This is a genomic window from Microbulbifer regidiadema (SeqCode) (assembly GCF_052466995.1).
The window spans coordinates 1611565-1627125 of the sequence record NZ_CP174297.1 but is presented as its reverse complement, the minus strand read 5'-3'; the positions used below and the strand labels follow the sequence as shown (position 1 = coordinate 1627125).

General features: G+C 56.0%; 11 protein-coding genes. All 11 read left to right on the top strand.

What is annotated here, in order from left to right:
• Positions 1–244: 244 nt before the first annotated feature.
• The 11 genes from smc to ACJJIK_RS06830 all read left to right on the top strand — a co-directional run bounded on the left by smc (position 245) and on the right by ACJJIK_RS06830 (position 15460).
• Positions 245–3748 (top strand): chromosome segregation protein SMC, encoded by a 3504-nt coding sequence (gene smc / locus ACJJIK_RS06880; RefSeq protein WP_444944570.1) that lies wholly within the window; start codon positions 245–247, stop codon positions 3746–3748.
• A gap of 25 nt (positions 3749–3773) precedes the next feature.
• Positions 3774–4790: a cell division protein ZipA gene (gene zipA / locus ACJJIK_RS06875; RefSeq protein WP_444944569.1), complete on the top strand. Its 1017-nt coding sequence runs from the start codon at positions 3774–3776 to the stop codon at positions 4788–4790.
• Between the two features lie 147 nt (positions 4791–4937).
• Entirely contained in the window at positions 4938–6989 is a 2052-nt protein-coding gene (gene ligA, locus ACJJIK_RS06870) for an NAD-dependent DNA ligase LigA (protein WP_444930524.1), read from the top strand.
• Between the two features lie 180 nt (positions 6990–7169).
• Positions 7170–7604 carry a hypothetical protein gene (locus ACJJIK_RS06865; protein WP_108732626.1) on the top strand — a complete coding sequence of 145 codons (435 nt, stop codon included), beginning with the start codon at positions 7170–7172 and terminating at the stop codon, positions 7602–7604.
• Between the two features lie 248 nt (positions 7605–7852).
• Complete coding sequence (locus ACJJIK_RS06860; protein WP_444930525.1) at positions 7853–8299, top strand: DUF4399 domain-containing protein; 447 nt, start codon at positions 7853–7855, stop codon at positions 8297–8299.
• Positions 8300–8357: 58 nt separating this feature from the next.
• Positions 8358–9743 (top strand): class II fumarate hydratase, encoded by a 1386-nt coding sequence (locus tag ACJJIK_RS06855; protein ID WP_444944568.1) that lies wholly within the window; start codon positions 8358–8360, stop codon positions 9741–9743.
• 261 nt (positions 9744–10004) lie between these two features.
• Complete coding sequence (locus tag ACJJIK_RS06850; protein WP_444930527.1) at positions 10005–10205, top strand: hypothetical protein; 201 nt, start codon at positions 10005–10007, stop codon at positions 10203–10205.
• 3 nt (positions 10206–10208) lie between these two features.
• The gene (locus tag ACJJIK_RS06845; RefSeq protein ID WP_444930528.1) at positions 10209–11279 is read left to right on the top strand and encodes an AraC family transcriptional regulator ligand-binding domain-containing protein; all 1071 of its coding nucleotides are present in this window, start codon (positions 10209–10211) and stop codon (positions 11277–11279) included.
• Positions 11280–11457: 178 nt separating this feature from the next.
• Positions 11458–13251, top strand: a complete 1794-nt coding sequence (locus ACJJIK_RS06840; protein ID WP_444944567.1) for an acyl-CoA dehydrogenase C-terminal domain-containing protein — start codon at positions 11458–11460, stop codon at positions 13249–13251.
• 82 nt (positions 13252–13333) lie between these two features.
• Positions 13334–13669, top strand: coding sequence for an SCP2 sterol-binding domain-containing protein (locus tag ACJJIK_RS06835; RefSeq protein ID WP_444930530.1), 336 nt, complete (start codon positions 13334–13336; stop codon positions 13667–13669).
• 153 nt (positions 13670–13822) lie between these two features.
• On the top strand, positions 13823–15460 hold the full coding sequence (locus ACJJIK_RS06830) for an AMP-binding protein (protein ID WP_444944566.1): 1638 nt from the start codon (positions 13823–13825) through the stop codon (positions 15458–15460).
• Positions 15461–15561 lie beyond the last annotated feature (101 nt).

Genomic DNA, 15561 nt, shown 5'->3' with positions numbered 1-15561 from the left:
CGGTTCGGTCGCAATCTTGCGTCTAATGGGCCGCAGGCCTGGATAGTCCCAACGTTGATGAGCCCTGTTGGGATAAATTGGCATAGAGCAGCGGTCGCCATATTTGGCTTGACCCCTGCGTAGCTGGGTTGATAATCCCGGCTGAATTACTGTGAAGAATAGCGCGGAATGCTCCGGCGGCACCAAGTAAAATTGAAGGTTTGGTGTCCCGCCCGGCAGAGAAGAATATCGAGTTTATAAATACATGCGTCTGAAGTGCATCAAGCTTGCGGGCTTTAAGTCTTTTGTTGACCCTACCACCGTCTATTTCCCGACAAACCTCAACTCGGTGGTGGGCCCCAATGGCTGTGGTAAATCCAACACCATCGATGCCGTGCGCTGGGTAATGGGGGAATCCTCCGCAAAAAACCTGCGCGGCGATTCCATGACGGACGTAATTTTTAATGGTTCCAGTGGCCGCAAGCCCGTGGGGCAGGCCTCAATCGAGTTGGTGTTCGACAACTCTGAGGGCAAGCTCTCTGGCGCCTATGCCTCCTTCGCGGAAATCTCGGTAAAACGCAAGGTGACGCGGGAAGCGCAGAATACCTACTACCTGAATGGTGAAAAGTGTCGCCGCCGCGATGTCACCGATCTCTTCTTGGGCACCGGTTTGGGGCCGCGCAGCTACGCCATTATTGAGCAGGGCATGATCTCCAAGTTGATCGAGGCCAAGCCCGAGGAACTGCGCGTCTATATCGAAGAGGCCGCCGGCATTTCCAAATACAAGGAGCGCCGCCGGGATACGGAAAATCGGATGCGACGCACCTCTGAAAACCTGGAGCGCCTCACGGATATCCGCGATGAGCTGGACCGCCAGTTATCCCGCCTGGAGCGGCAGTCGGCGGCGGCGGAAAAATACAGTCGTTTTAAAGAAGAAGAGCGCAGTTATAAGGCCAACTTACAGGCGCTCAAATACCGTGAGCTGGATGGCCAGTCCAAGGCCAAGCAGCAGCAAATAGGTGAGCTTGAACTCACGGTTGAAGAGTTGGTTACCCGCCAGGTGACTTGTGACACCGGTATCGAGCAAAAGCGCGTGGGTTACCACGAACTCTCCGACAGCTTTAACGAAGTGCAGGGGCGCTTCTACGCCGTCGGCGGGGATATTGCCCGCCTGGAGCAGAGTATTGCCCACGCCCGGGAGCGCTCTACTCGCCTGCACTCCGATATGGCGCAAACCGAGCAGGAGTATCGCGAGGCGGAGACCAATCTCGAAGTGGATCGCGAAAAAGCGGCCCAGTTTGAAGAGGAGCTTGAGATTATTCTGCCGGACTTGGAGATGGTTCTGGCGGCAGAGGAGGAGTCCGCTGCGGCACTGCTCGAATCTGAAGAGCAGATGCGCAACTGGCAGAACGAGTGGGATCAGTTTAACCAGGGGGCCTCTGGCTCCCGCCAGAAAGCAGAGGTGCAGCAATCCCGCATCCAGCATCTGGAAACTTCTGGCCAGCGCCTGCTGGAGCGAATCAACAAGCTAGTGGCGGAGCAGTCCGGCCTCCAGACCTCCGACGATGACGAAGAGGCACAGCAGCTGAATGAGCAGCTGGTCGAGCTGGAAATGCAGGCTGAAGAGCGCCGCGAGGAAGCGGCGGAGCGCCGCGAGTCTCTGGATCGTCTCCGCCTACAGGAGCGGGAGCTGGCTACTGAGCTCGATCAATTGCGCTTGCAGTTGCAGACCGGGCGCGGCCGCCAAGCGTCCCTGGAGGCCTTGCAGCAAGCCGCTCTAGGGCAGGGCAAGGCAGTTGAAAATTGGCTGCAACAGCAGGCTCTGACAGACAGACCTCGGCTCGCCGATCAGATTAAGGCCGAGTCCGGTTGGGAAACTGCGGTGGAGACCATCCTCGGCCCGCAATTACAGGCGGTGTGTGTTGAGCAGATTGAGTCTTTAGCTGAAGGTTTGGCGGCACTGGAGAGCGGCCAGGCAGTACTGATCGATAACAGCGCAGTCAGTAGCGGTGTTGCGGGGGGACTTCCCGCACTACAGGATAGAGTTCAGGGGCCGGCTTCTCTCTCCGGTATCCTCGCGGGGATTTACATCGCAGAGGATTTAACGGAGGCGCTGTGTCAGCGTGCAAGTTTGCAGGCCCACGAGTCTATTGTGACTCGCGACGGGCTCTGGCTCGGCCCCAACTGGTTGCGGGTAAATCGCGCCAGCGATGCGGAGGCCGGGGTTCTGGCACGCAAGCAGGATCTCGAAATCCTGGGGCAGGAACTGGCCCTGTGTGAAGAGCAGATAGAGAGTATTGCCGAGCGAAGGGAGTCCCTGCGTACGCAGACCCTCGATATCGAGCGCTCGATCGAACAAGCTCGCACTGAGTCCGAGCAGCTCGGGCGGCGCGAGGGGGAGCTGCGCAGTCAGCTGTCCGCCCGCCGAGCGCGTGCCGAGCAGATGAATGAGCGCCGTATCCGAATCGAGCAGGAAATTGAAGAGGTGCGTGAGCAGCAGGCGCTGGAGGGGGAATCCCTATCGGAAGCGCGCCTGCTGTTGCAAGAGGCCGTTGAGGCGATGAGTGATGATACCGATCGTCGCGAAACGCTAATGGCGCGCCGGGAAGAATTGCGCGAAGCTCTCGATGCCGTGCGCCAGCGCGCGCGCGAGGACAAGGACCGCGCCCACGAACTGGCTATGCGCGAACAGTCCGTGCGCACCCAGATGGTGTCTCTCGAGCGCACTTTGCAGGTGATGAGTGAGCAGCTGGAGCGTTTGCGCAGTCGTCGCGAGCAATTGCAGGAGCAAATGGAGGAGACCCAGGACCCCTCACAGGATTTTCAGGCTGAGCTGGAGGAAAAGCTCGGCGAGCGCATTGAGGTGGAAACCGAACTCACCGATGCGCGCAAAAAGTTGGAAGAGGTGGAGACCGGCCTGCGCGAGCAGGAGCAGGAGCGCCATAAAGTTGAGGCGGCCCTTCAGGGGGTGCGCGCCCAGCTCGAGCAGGAGCGCCTCGCTGCGCAGACCCTGGAAGTGCAGCGCAACGGCTTGGTAGAACAGCTGCGCGAAAGTGAGCACGATATCGATCAGCTGCTCGAGCAATTGCCTGGCGATCTGACGATCAAACAGGTACAGGAAGATTTGGAATTGGTAGCTGCGCGTATCTCGCGCCTTGGGCCGATCAACCTCGCCGCTATCGATGAATACAAGCAGGAGTCCGAGCGCAAGAACTATCTGGACCGCCAGCACGGGGATCTGATGGAGGCGCTGGAGACTCTGGAAAATGCAATTAAGAAAATCGACAAGGAAACGAGAACCCGCTTCAAGGAAACTTTTGATCAGGTAAATGCGGGCTTGCAGGAACTCTTCCCGAAAGTGTTCGGTGGCGGTAACGCCTACCTGGAGCTCACTGGCGAAGATCTGCTCGACACTGGTATCGCGATCATGGCCCGGCCGCCGGGTAAGCGCAACAGCACTATCCACCTGCTCTCGGGTGGTGAAAAAGCGCTGACAGCGATCGCTTTGGTATTCTCGATTTTCCGTCTGAATCCAGCACCGTTCTGTATGCTGGATGAGGTGGATGCCCCCCTTGACGATGCTAACGTTGGTCGTTACGCACGAATGGTTAAAGAAATGTCAGAACACGTTCAGTTCATTTATATTACCCACAACAAGATCGCAATGGAGATGGCGGATCAGCTACTAGGGGTGACCATGCACGAGCCGGGTGTTTCCCGATTGGTGTCGGTAAATGTGGAAGAAGCAGCCGAGCTGGCTTCTGCATAAGGCGTAAAGGGAGAGGCGCTAAAAAATGGATAACTGGCTGGTTACAATCCTGGTTGTCGTTTTGTTGGTTATTGTGGTCGACGGCGTACGCCGGGCGATCTTGCGGCAGCGCGCGGCAGTGAAAGTCTCTCGCAACCTGTCGCGGGCCATGCAATCTGAAGTGAAAAACGAAGTGGACCCGCTGACTGAAAAGGCCGAGGCTGAAGCCTCGGTACGCAAACCCCGCGAGCGGGGAGAGCCCAAGTCCGCGAATAGTGAATTGCCCGGGCAGGCGCGGGTAGTGCACCGCCGCCCACCGGAGGATGCCCTGCATGTGAATCGCCAGGTGCAGGAGAGCTTTATTTCCTCGCGCAAACCCCTCGCCGGCAGCAGCCCGCAGAGAGGGGTTGAGGAGTCGAGTGTTTTCGATCTGGAAGAGCAGGTCCCCACGCTGATGGAGTCAGTGGGAGAGGAGCAGCGCTACGAACCGGCGCTGGACGAGGCCGAAAGTCTCAGCGCGATGGATGGCGCTCATGTTCCTGAACCCGAAGCGGTACCTGAGAGTTCCCATATCGAGCAGCCGGCCCGTTCCCCGAGTTCCGACAGTGCCAATGAAGCCGCCCCGGCGCGCGAGGTGCTGGTTATTAACGTGATGGCGCCGGAGGGGGATTACTTTGAGGGCAATGATTTGCTTCGGGTGATGGTGGCCTGTGGTATGCGCTTTGGTGAAATGAATATTTTTCACTACCACGAGCACGGCGGTGCCGACGGGGCGGTGATCTTTAGTCTCGCCAATATTGTCGTACCCGGTATTTTTGATTTGGCGCAAATGGAAGAGTTCGCTACACCGGGGGTGAGCCTGTTCCTGACACTGCCGGTGGAGGGGGAGGCAATCAAGGCTTTCGATCAACTGCTCTCCACTTCATATCGAATTGCCAAATTACTCGGCGGCGAATTGAAAGACGAAAATCGCAGTGTCTTTACCGCGCAGACAGCGGAGCATTACCGCCAGCGGGTCGTGGAGTACCAGCGTCGCCGAACCTTGGCTATGGCGCAGGGCTAAGCGCGGTCTTTAATAAATTGTTGCCATTTTAATGCGGCCCGATGCCGGTTGATTTTTCCTGTGGAAATTAGCCGTAAGCTCGGGCCGTATTTGCATGTAGAATCGAAAAAAATTTTCTAACTATTATTTTATTCACTCGAATTGCCGATGACTCATCAAACTATTGCCCCCCAAGTGCGCGAGCGCGTGCAGGAATTACACGAAATTCTCCAGCGTGCGAATCACCAATATTATGTACTTGATGATCCCGAGTTGCCCGATGCCGAGTACGACCGGCGCCTGCGCGAACTACAGGCGCTCGAAAGTGAATATCCCCAGTTATTAACCGCAGACTCTCCCACCCAGCGGGTGGGGGCGGAGCCGCTTTCCTCTTTTCAAGAGGTTCGCCACGAAGTGGCGATGCTGTCACTGGATAACGCTTTTAACGATGAAGAGTTGTTGGAGTTTGATCGCCGGGTGTGCGAGCGCCTCAACAGCAAGGGGCCGGTAGAGTACGCCTGTGAACCCAAGTTAGACGGTATTGCTATCAGTCTTTTATACCGCGATGGCGTGCTCGAGCGAGCGGCGACCCGCGGCGATGGCACGACCGGTGAGGATATCACCCAGAATGTGCGCACCGTGGGATCGGTGCCCCTGCGCTTGCGCCAGCTCGATGGTGTCGAAAAATACCCGCAGGTATTGGAAGTGCGCGGTGAAATCTATATGCCCAAGGCGGGCTTTGCCGAGCTGAATCGCAAGGCCGCCGAGGCGGGCGATAAGCTTTTTGTTAACCCTCGCAACGCGGCTGCTGGCAGTCTGCGCCAGCTGGACTCCCGCATAACGGCACAGAGACCGCTGGAGTTGTGTGTATACGGCGCAGGTCTGGTGGAGGGCGGTGTTCTGCCGGAAGAGCACGTCGAGACCCTGCAATTACTCGGGCAGTGGGGCTTTCGCACAAACCGGGAAATGCGTGTCGCTAAAGATATCCAGGGCTGTATCGATTACTACCGCGAAATCGGCGAGAAGCGCGACAGCCTCGCCTACGATATCGACGGCATTGTTTTTAAGGTCAACAGTATTCCCCTGCAGCGCCGCCTCGGTTTTGTCGCCCGCGCGCCGCGCTGGGCCATGGCGTATAAGTTTCCCGCTCAGGAGGAAATGACAGAGCTGTTGGACGTAGAATTTCAGGTGGGGCGCACCGGAGCGGTAACGCCGGTTGCTCGCCTGCAGCCGGTATTCGTCGGTGGCGTTACCGTTTCCAATGCCACTTTGCACAATCGCGATGAGATTGAGCGCCTCGGGGTGCAGGTGGGGGACACCGTAATTATCCGCCGCGCCGGGGATGTTATCCCGCAGGTGGTCTCTGTGGTGGAGAGCAAGCGCAAGCCGGGAGGTCGCTCGATAGAGTTTCCCAGCCACTGCCCGGTGTGCAGTTCGCCGGTGGAATCCACCCCCGGTGAGGCGGTGGTCCGCTGTAGCGGCGGTTTAATTTGCAGTGCCCAGCGCAAGCAGGCGATCAAGCATTTCGCCTCGCGCAAGGCCATGGATATCGATGGGCTCGGCGACAAACTGGTGGAGCAACTGGTGGACGAGGGCTTGTTGCACTCGGTATCCGGGTTGTATCACCTGACGCTGGAGCAGGTGGCGGGGCTTGAACGAATGGGGCAAAAATCCGCGCAGAATCTCCTCGATGCACTGGAGCGCAGCAAGGAAACCACGCTGCCGAAATTCCTCTATGCCCTGGGGGTTCGCGAAGTGGGTGAGGCCACGGCGCGCAATCTGGCGCGGCACTTTGGCGAGTTAACCCCACTGATGGCGGCAGATGTCCAGGCGTTGCAGGAAGTTGAAGATGTGGGCCCGGTCGTTGCCCACTTTGTCGCTGAATTTTTCCAGCAGCCCCATGCTCAGGAAGAGGTCGAAGCGTTGCAGCAGGCGGGTGTGCGCTGGCAGGCAGAGGAGCGTGACGAGCAGAACCAGCCCCTGGCGGGGCAGACCTGGGTACTAACGGGCAAGCTGGAAACCCTATCGCGCAGTGAGGCAAAAGATTACTTGCAGCAGCTGGGCGCGAAGGTGGCGGGAAGTGTTTCTGCCAAGACCGGCACCCTGGTTGCGGGGCCCGGCGCCGGTTCTAAATTGACCAAGGCGCAGGAGCTGGGTATTGCGGTGATGGATGAAGAGGGGCTTCTCGACATGCTGCGCGAAAGGGGTTTTGAGATCTAGTTTTTCACAGTGGGGGTGAAGCGCCATTGGATGGCTTGAGTTGTCGAACTTTTGCGCACTTGGCAGGTTCGCGCTTTGTTTTGTGGCTTTCTGGTCGCTTCGCCGTTACAGTTGACACCTTAGATCTATTTTGCCCTGGGTACCTGATGTCCGGCGGCACTGTGGTAAGGAATGGAATTAATGCTTCAGGGCGATCAGGAATCCATCGTTTACGGCTGTATTAAAGACAGCAATAGCCTCTCCGGCGGTAGTGATCGGCGCAGGGTAAACCGCAATGCGGTGCTCGCTCTGCCCAGTGCCGATGAATGGCCATTCTTGTGTCGGGATATGTTTGCCATTCCCACCATCAAGGTAAAGCAGTCCCAATATCAAACGGATGTTATTCACTTTGGCGCTTCCTACCGAGCGGTAGAGTACGAATGGGATTTGTGGATACAAAAGTTTGAAGAGCTTCTAAAGAGTATGTACTGGGTTTCGGCAACGGTACATTTGGAAACTGAACTCTCGGGGGTTCACTCTTTCAGCTGGGAGTCGGCGGGTCTCTACCACGAGCCCGGCAGCGGCGATATGCAAGTGCGCTGTGAGTGGACCCAGGAGGGGCGGGTAAGTATCTGATTTTTAGATCCGGCTGGGGCCTCTCCGCCACCGGCCTGTGGCAGGGTTGCCCCAAATCGACAGCCCTGTCACAAATCCTATCTCCCTTTCCCTCTCCGCAACTATATTCCCTGATAGTCTCTGGAACTGAAAATTTGGTCTGTTAAAGTGTCTTGGCCTAACGGTACTGCGGTGCCGTGGCTGACAAGCTGTAAAGCCAGACTATAAGAATTGGCGCGATCTGGGCGCCCTATCAGGAAGAAATACACATGACTAAAACCAGTTCTCTGCTGTTTGCCAGCGCATTAATGCTGTCGCCGCTACTGCATGCGGCCGGGCACGAAAGCAAAATGGATATCAGCAGCAAGGCTCCTGCGGATGCGAAGGTCTATATTATTTCGCCGAAGGATGGAGAAAAGGTACCCCGGACTTTTACTGTAAGGTTTGGTTTGTCCGGTATGGGGGTGGCGCCTGCGGGAGTTGACCGGGACAACACGGGCCACCATCACCTGTTGATCGACGTGGACAAAATGCCGGATATGACCAAGCCCTTGCCGGCGAGTGACCACCTTATCCACTTTGGCGGTGGACAAACCGAAACCCAGCTTACCTTGCCGCCGGGCAAGCATACGCTGCAATTGGTGCTGGGCAACTACCTGCACGTACCTCATAAAAAGCCCGTGATGTCTAAGAAAATCACCGTTGTGGTCGAGTAAGACCGCAGCGGCCAAATAACTTTCTATCGGTGCACTGACTGCACCCGGAGAGATTGAGATGGGTGGTAACTTCCGCACTGAAAAGGATAGCCTGGGCGAAGTTCAGGTGCCGGTTGAGGCGATGTACGGCGCGCAAACCCAGCGTGCCGTAGAGAATTTTCCGATCAGTGGCCAGGGTTTGCCCGCAGAGTTTATCCGCGCAATTGTGCTGATAAAAAAATCTGCCGCAGAGGCCAACCGGGATCTGGGGTTGTTGGATAAGGCGCAGGCAGAGGTCATTATCGGCGCCTGCGACAAACTCAACGATGCGGAGCTTGCCACTCATTTCCCCGTCGATATTTACCAGACAGGTTCTGGTACCAGCTCAAATATGAATGTCAACGAGGTGCTCGCTCACCTTGCAGAAAAACACAGTGATCAGATCGTTAGCCCCAATGATCACGTGAATATGAGCCAGAGCAGTAACGATGTGGTGCCCACAGCAATCCACGTGTCGGCGCTGCTCGCTGTGCGCGATACCCTGCTGCCCGCTTTGCGCCATTTGCACAGTGGTTTATGTGATAAGTCTGCCGAACTCGAGAGCATTGTAAAAACCGGCCGCACCCATTTAATGGACGCGGTGCCTATGACGATGGCACAGGAGGTGGGCGGTTGGGCGGCGCAAATAGAGGCGTGCCGGGAGAGGATTCGCGCGGTAATGCCGCGACTGGCCCAGCTGGCCCAGGGCGGTACGGCAATTGGTACCGGACTCAATGCGCACCCGGACTTTGCCGAATTATTCGCACAAAAAATCAGCGCACACACATCCCAGCAGTTTTGCCCGGCAGAGAATTTTTTTACCGCGATTTCGAGTCAGGATACTGCCGTGGAATTATCCGGGCAGCTCAAGGTGCTGGCGGTTGCGCTGATGAAAATTGCCAATGACCTGCGCTGGATGAACAGCGGCCCCCTTGCGGGCCTGTCCGAAATCGCCCTGGAGGCCCAGCAGCCGGGCAGCAGTATTATGCCGGGCAAGGTGAACCCGGTAATTGCCGAGTCCGTCACTATGGTGTGTGCCCGGGTGATGGGCAATGACACCACCATGACCGTGGCGGGGCAGAGCGGCAACTTCCAATTGAATGTGATGTTGCCCCTGGTGGGCAGCACGCTGCTGGAAAGTATCAACCTGCTCGCCAATGCATCGACTCTGCTGGTGGATCGAGCGCTGGCCAGCTTTGCGGTCAACCGGGTGCATATCGATGCAACCCTGGGGCGCAACCCTATTTTGGTGACTTCGCTCAACCCGGTAATCGGTTACTTGAAAGCGGCGGAGATCGCCAAAGAGGCCTATGCCAGTTGCCGGCCGGTGCTGGATGTTGCCGTTGAAATGACGGATTTGGACAGAGAAACACTTGAGGAACTGTTGGATCCCGCTCACCTGGCCAGGGGCGGCCTGATCAGTTAGGGGCAAAGAGGGCGATTCCCAACACTATTATCGATATAATACCAGTCAGGCACATAAACCAGCGCAACAGCCTCAGTAGCGTGGCTCGATCCTCTGGTTGCAGCATCCTTCTGCTCATTGGTGCCTCCTGCGGCGTTGACAGGAACCTGCCAATCCCTCACGATTCGACGCCGCGTCGGCACAGGGTGCCGACAATATAATGGTAGCGCCGCACAATGTGGCGGACTCCCCTGTTTTGAAAACCAATATACCCAGATCACCATGGCTAAAAGAAGTCGCCGCTCCTTTATTACCAGTGTTCTCGCCTGTGTCGCCTTTGTAGTGGCGGCAGTTTACAGCTGGGACCTGCCTGTTAAGGATGTTGTTACCTATTTCTCTCTTCTCCTGGTGGCGCTGCTCGCCATCATCGCTCTGGCATTTGGGTGCGGGGCTTTGTTGAACTGGTTGCGCAGGCGTAAATAATAGATGGCGTCAACAGAAGAGGATATTCGCATCCCCATTGCCTACCTTGAGCGCTTGCTCGAGGAGGCGACCAGGCACGGATGTGATCGCAAGGAGCTTTTGGCTTCTGTGGATATTGCTGAAACTGAATTGCAGGGTGTCTCTGCATTTTCAGCAGTGAAGTACGGTCGTTTGTACCAGCGCGTGATGTGGCTGGCGCAAAACGAGTGGTTTGGCATGCTGAGCGGCGGCCGGGTCCGTTCGGGCTCTTTTCGCCTGTTGTGCCTGGCGGTGGTCAATTGTGCGACCCTCAGGCAGGCGATTACGCTGTGTGCCGAATTTATGGAAATCTGTCGGGGCTTTAAGGTTAAACCGGTCCTGGAGGAGGGCGCGCACGGGCGCGAGCGGGTTGAAATTCGCGGTATCAGCTCGCTGGCTAACGGCGAATTTGAGCAGTTGCTGGGCGCCACAAGTCCCAGTGTGGTGCGCACAACCCTGGCGGTTTGGCACCGCTTTTACTGCTGGTTGGCCGGGCGGGAAATTCCGCTGGCCAGGTTGCACTTCTCATTTGCCTGCCCGGAAGAATTTCGCAGTCTCGCCCAGAGCGAGGCCAACGAGTTGCTCTTTGAGCAGCCGTTTAATGCGCTCGAATACGATACCCGCTACCTGGAATATCCGGTGGTGCAGAGCCCGCAGATGGTCGAGGATTTTATTCGTACCGCGCCCTACCACCTGGTGATCAGTGACGGCAGCGCCAACAGTATCAAGACCAAGGTGAAGACCATTCTGAACCGGGATGTGAGCGAGTCTATGCCGGCGGCAGAAGCGGTGGCGGACAGGCTCAATATGTCGGTCACAACTCTGCGCCGTCGCTTACAGCAGGAGGGTACCTCCTACCAAAAGCTCAAAGACGAATGTCGGATGGAGGCCGCTTTTCACTACCTGAGTTGCCCGGATCTCTCCAATGGGCAGATTGCGGAGATGCTGGGGTTCGATGAATCCAGTGCCTTTTTCCGCGCCTTCAAAAAGTGGACGGGAATCACGCCAGGCGAGTACCGCCGGGGCGGTCGCGCCGCAGCTGGCCTGGATATTTGACCAGGCCAGCCACTTCTTTCTACCCTCTCGCCTCGATTTGTCACCGCTTTGGACGGGTTTGGCCATAGAGAGGGTTGCTCGCTTACTACTATGATGAACCAACCTTAGAAATTAGTCATAACTATGACTGGATGGTTTTACCACCGGTCTCGAACATAAGCGAATTGAGGGTATCAGGATGACCGATATCAAAATGCCACTGCGTGACTTGCGTTTCGTAATGCGTGAGATGCTGGACTCAGAAAAGCATTATGAGTCACTTGGATATGAGGAGGCTACTCCTGATGTCGTGGATGCCATCCTGGAAGAGGGTGCAAAGTTCTGTGAAAACATCATTGCGCCGCTGAATCAAATTGGCGACCAGCAGGGCTGCACCTGGAAAGACGGTGAAGTCACTACCCCTGAAGGCTTTAAAGAAGCTTACCAACAGTTTGTAGAGGGTGGTTGGGCTGCGTTGGCTCACGACCCGGAGTACGGTGGTCAGGGTCTGCCGCCCTCCCTCGGCACCATCATGAGCGAGATGGTTGGCACCGCCAACTGGTCTTGGGGCATGTACCCCGGCCTGTCCCACGGCGCCATGAACACTCTGGAAGAGCACGGCACCGAAGAGCAGAAGCAGGTTTACCTGACCAAGCTGGTTGAAGGTAGCTGGACTGGCACCATGTGCCTGACTGAGCCCCACTGCGGCACCGACCTGGGCATTTTGCGCACCAAGGCTGAGCCCAACGACGATGGCTCCTACGCGATTACTGGCACCAAGATCTTTATCTCTGCCGGTGAGCACGACATGACCGACAACATCGTTCATATCGTTCTCGCCCGCCTGCCAGATGCACCTGCCGGTACCAAGGGTATCTCCCTGTTTATCGTACCCAAGTTCCTGCCGAATGCCGACGGCTCTGCCGGCGAGCGCAACGGCGTGGTGTGTGGTTCCCTGGAGCACAAAATGGGCATCCACGGCAACGCCACCGCAGTGCTGAACTTTGACGGCGCTAAAGGCTTCCTGATCGGCGAGCAAAATAAAGGCCTGAGCTATATGTTCACCTTTATGAACACTGCGCGCCTGGGCACTGCTCTGCAAGGCCTGGCTCACTCCGAGATCGGTTTCCAGAAGTCCCTGGCCTACGCAAAAGATCGCCTGCAAATGCGTTCTCTGTCCGGCGTGAAAAACCCGGAAGGCCCGGCTGACCCGATTATTGTTCACCCTGACGTGCGTCGCATGCTGATGACCCAGAAAGCCTTCTCCGAAGGTGGCCGTATGCTGGTGGTTAAGTGCGCGCAGCTGGTTGATATCACTCACAAAGGTGATGCTGACGCGAAGAAAGCCGCCGACGATATGCTGGCCTTCCTGACGCCGATTGCAAAAGCGTTTTTGACTGAAGCCGGTTTTGAATCTGCCAACCTGGGTATGCAGTGTTTCGGTGGCCACGGTTATATTGCTGAGTGGGGCGTGGAGCAGAACGTACGCGATGCGCGTATCTCCACAATCTACGAAGGCACCACCGGTATTCAGGCTCTGGATCTGCTGGGCCGTAAGGTTCTGATGACCCAGGGCGAACTGCTGCGCGGCTTCACCAAGCAGGTGCATAAGTTCTGCCAGGCAGAAATTGACAACGAAGCGCTGGCTCCGTTTGTGGCCAAGCTGCAGGAGCTGAATAAGCAGTGGGGCGACCTGACCTTGCACGTTGGCGGCAAAGCGATGGAAAACCCCGACGAAGTGGGTGCCGCTTCCGTCGATTACCTGATGTTCTCCGGTTACACCGTGCTGGCCTTCCTGTGGGCGCAGGCGGCTAAAGTTGCCAATGAAAAACTGGCAGCGGGCACCGGCGAAGAAGATTTCTACAAAGCGAAAATTACCACCGCGCGCTTCTTCTTCGAGCGTATCCTCCCCCGCACTTCCAGCCACGCAACTGCGATGTTGAGTGGAGCGGACAACTTGATGGAACTGGATGCTGAGCATTTTGCATTCTAATCCCGCTCTAGTAAAAAAAACCGCCGGCAATGCCGGCGGTTTTTTTGTGAGTATTTAGGCGGCTAAAAACGGAGAATTTCCGATGCAATTGCCGGATTCAGTTCAGGAGCGCCTGTGTCGCTTGGCTTGTTCCTACCCGCAGGCTCGGGTACAGTTCCGGCTGCCGGATGCCTGTGATTTCTATGTTTATGTCACCGGGGCATCTAAAGACAACGAAGTGATTTCCGAATTTGGTCAGGCGGACAATCCAGAACTAACATTGGAAATGGAAAATAGTACCCTCAGTGCTATATTGGGCGGCCAATTAAGTGGACGTCACGCCTTTCTTTTGGGGGATGTTCAATACTCTGGAAATCGCGAAATGGCCGCAGCATTGGCAGGTTTGTTTCCTGCGAATACTGAAGAGGGAGATCGGTAAAGAGAGGTTTTCAAGCCTTCTTTTTCACTGTCTCAAAGATACTACAAACAATAAATAAATTCTCGCTCGCTCAGAGATATGGCAACTTTCGTCTATGGAGACGGAAGATGTGGGCAAGCGACGACAACAACAATCAGGAATGGGAGAAGAGAGTTGGACATTGATCGCAGCATACTTGATGTCTTTAAAGGCGCTTGCGCCAAATTCGGTGACCGGCCGGCTTTCACATGCCTGGGGCGCACACTTTCAATCAGTGATATCGACGCACTGAGTGGAAAATTCGCCTCTTATTTACAAAATCATACCGACTTGAAGCCCGGTGATCGCATCGCTGTCCAGCTGCCCAACGTGTTGCAGTACCCGGTCGTTGTTTTTGGTGCACTGCGCGCAGGTCTGGTTGTCGTAAATACCAATCCGCTGTACACACAGCGCGAGCTTAAACACCAGTTGAATGACTCGGGAGCCAAAGCGCTGGTTGTACTGGCGAATATTGCCGATACCGCTGCTGCCGTGGTTGCTGAAACCGATGTAAAACAAGTTATTGTTACCGAAATTGCGGATCTGCACAGCCCGCTGAAACGTACCTTGATCAATAGTGTGGCGAAGTACGTTAAGAAAATGGTGCCTGAATTTTCTTTTGCCAATGAAGTTCGCTTCCGCGATGCCATGGCAAAAGGCGCTGAACGCCCCCATGAGGATGTTCAGCGCACTAAAGAAGATATCGCGGTCTTACAGTATACCGGCGGTACTACTGGCGTTGCCAAAGGGGCAATGCTGACTAATGGCAACCTGGTTGCCAATATGGAGCAGGTACGCATTGCATTTGCCTCTGGCATGAAGGAGGGCGAGGAGTTCTACGTAGCGCCTTTGCCGCTCTACCATATCTACGCATTTACCATCCATTGCATGTGCCTTTTCTCCACGGGTAACCACTCGCTGTTGGTGCCGAACCCGCGCGATATCCCGGGTTTTGTGAAAATGTTGAAGGGCCTGCGCTTCACCGGGTTTGTTGGTCTTAACACCCTGTTTAATGGCCTGATGCGCAACAAGGATTTTGCCGAACTGGATTTCAGCAAACTCCACTCCACGGCCTCCGGTGGCATGGCGTTAACCCGCGATACCGCCAAGCGCTGGGAAGAGATGACCGGCTGTATGATTATGGAAGGTTACGGCATGACCGAAACCTCGCCGGTTGTTTCATTTAACCCCACAGACGGTGTGCAGTTGGGTACTGTGGGTGTGCCGGTTCCCGGTACCGAGATTAAGATTGTCGATGAAAACGGCAATGACCTGCCGAACAACTCTCCCGGTGAGCTGTGTGTACGCGGCCCCCAGGTGATGAAAGGGTACTGGCAGCGTCCGGAAGCCACTGCGGACACCATCGATAGCGAAGGTTGGCTGAACACCGGTGATATGGCGGTTGTCCAGGATGATGGTTACATCAAGATCGTGGACCGCAAGAAGGACATGATTATTGTGTCCGGCTTCAACGTGTACCCCAATGAGATTGAAGACGTGATCAGCGCACACCCGAAGGTGACTGAAGCGGCGGCGATCGGTATTCCGGATGAGAAGAGCGGTGAACAGGTTAAGCTGTTCCTGGTGAAGGCTGACCCATCTTTAACTGAAGATGAGGTGGTGGCTTACTGTCGTGAGCATCTGACCGCTTATAAAGTGCCAAAGCAAGTGGAGTTCCGCGAGGACTTGCCGAAAACCAATGTTGGCAAAATCTTGCGCCGTGAGCTTCGCGATGAGGAGCTGAAAAAGCTTGAGGCTGCGAGCGCCGCTTAAGCCGATATTTAGCTGAAGCGTTAAATCGCATAAGAGCCCCGTTGGAGACAGCGGGGCTTTTTTATTGGCTTAAAAAACGCTGTAGGAAAGGCGTCGTCTGA

Coding starts and splice junctions, on each gene's coding strand:
- smc (WP_444944570.1), top strand. CDS start 245: ATGCGTCTGAAGTGCATCAAGCTTGCGGGCTTTAAGTCTTTTGTTGAC.
- zipA (WP_444944569.1), top strand. CDS start 3,774: ATGGATAACTGGCTGGTTACAATCCTGGTTGTCGTTTTGTTGGTTATT.
- ligA (WP_444930524.1), top strand. CDS start 4,938: ATGACTCATCAAACTATTGCCCCCCAAGTGCGCGAGCGCGTGCAGGAA.
- ACJJIK_RS06865 (WP_108732626.1), top strand. CDS start 7,170: ATGCTTCAGGGCGATCAGGAATCCATCGTTTACGGCTGTATTAAAGAC.
- ACJJIK_RS06860 (WP_444930525.1), top strand. CDS start 7,853: ATGACTAAAACCAGTTCTCTGCTGTTTGCCAGCGCATTAATGCTGTCG.
- ACJJIK_RS06855 (WP_444944568.1), top strand. CDS start 8,358: ATGGGTGGTAACTTCCGCACTGAAAAGGATAGCCTGGGCGAAGTTCAG.
- ACJJIK_RS06850 (WP_444930527.1), top strand. CDS start 10,005: ATGGCTAAAAGAAGTCGCCGCTCCTTTATTACCAGTGTTCTCGCCTGT.
- ACJJIK_RS06845 (WP_444930528.1), top strand. CDS start 10,209: ATGGCGTCAACAGAAGAGGATATTCGCATCCCCATTGCCTACCTTGAG.
- ACJJIK_RS06840 (WP_444944567.1), top strand. CDS start 11,458: ATGACCGATATCAAAATGCCACTGCGTGACTTGCGTTTCGTAATGCGT.
- ACJJIK_RS06835 (WP_444930530.1), top strand. CDS start 13,334: ATGCAATTGCCGGATTCAGTTCAGGAGCGCCTGTGTCGCTTGGCTTGT.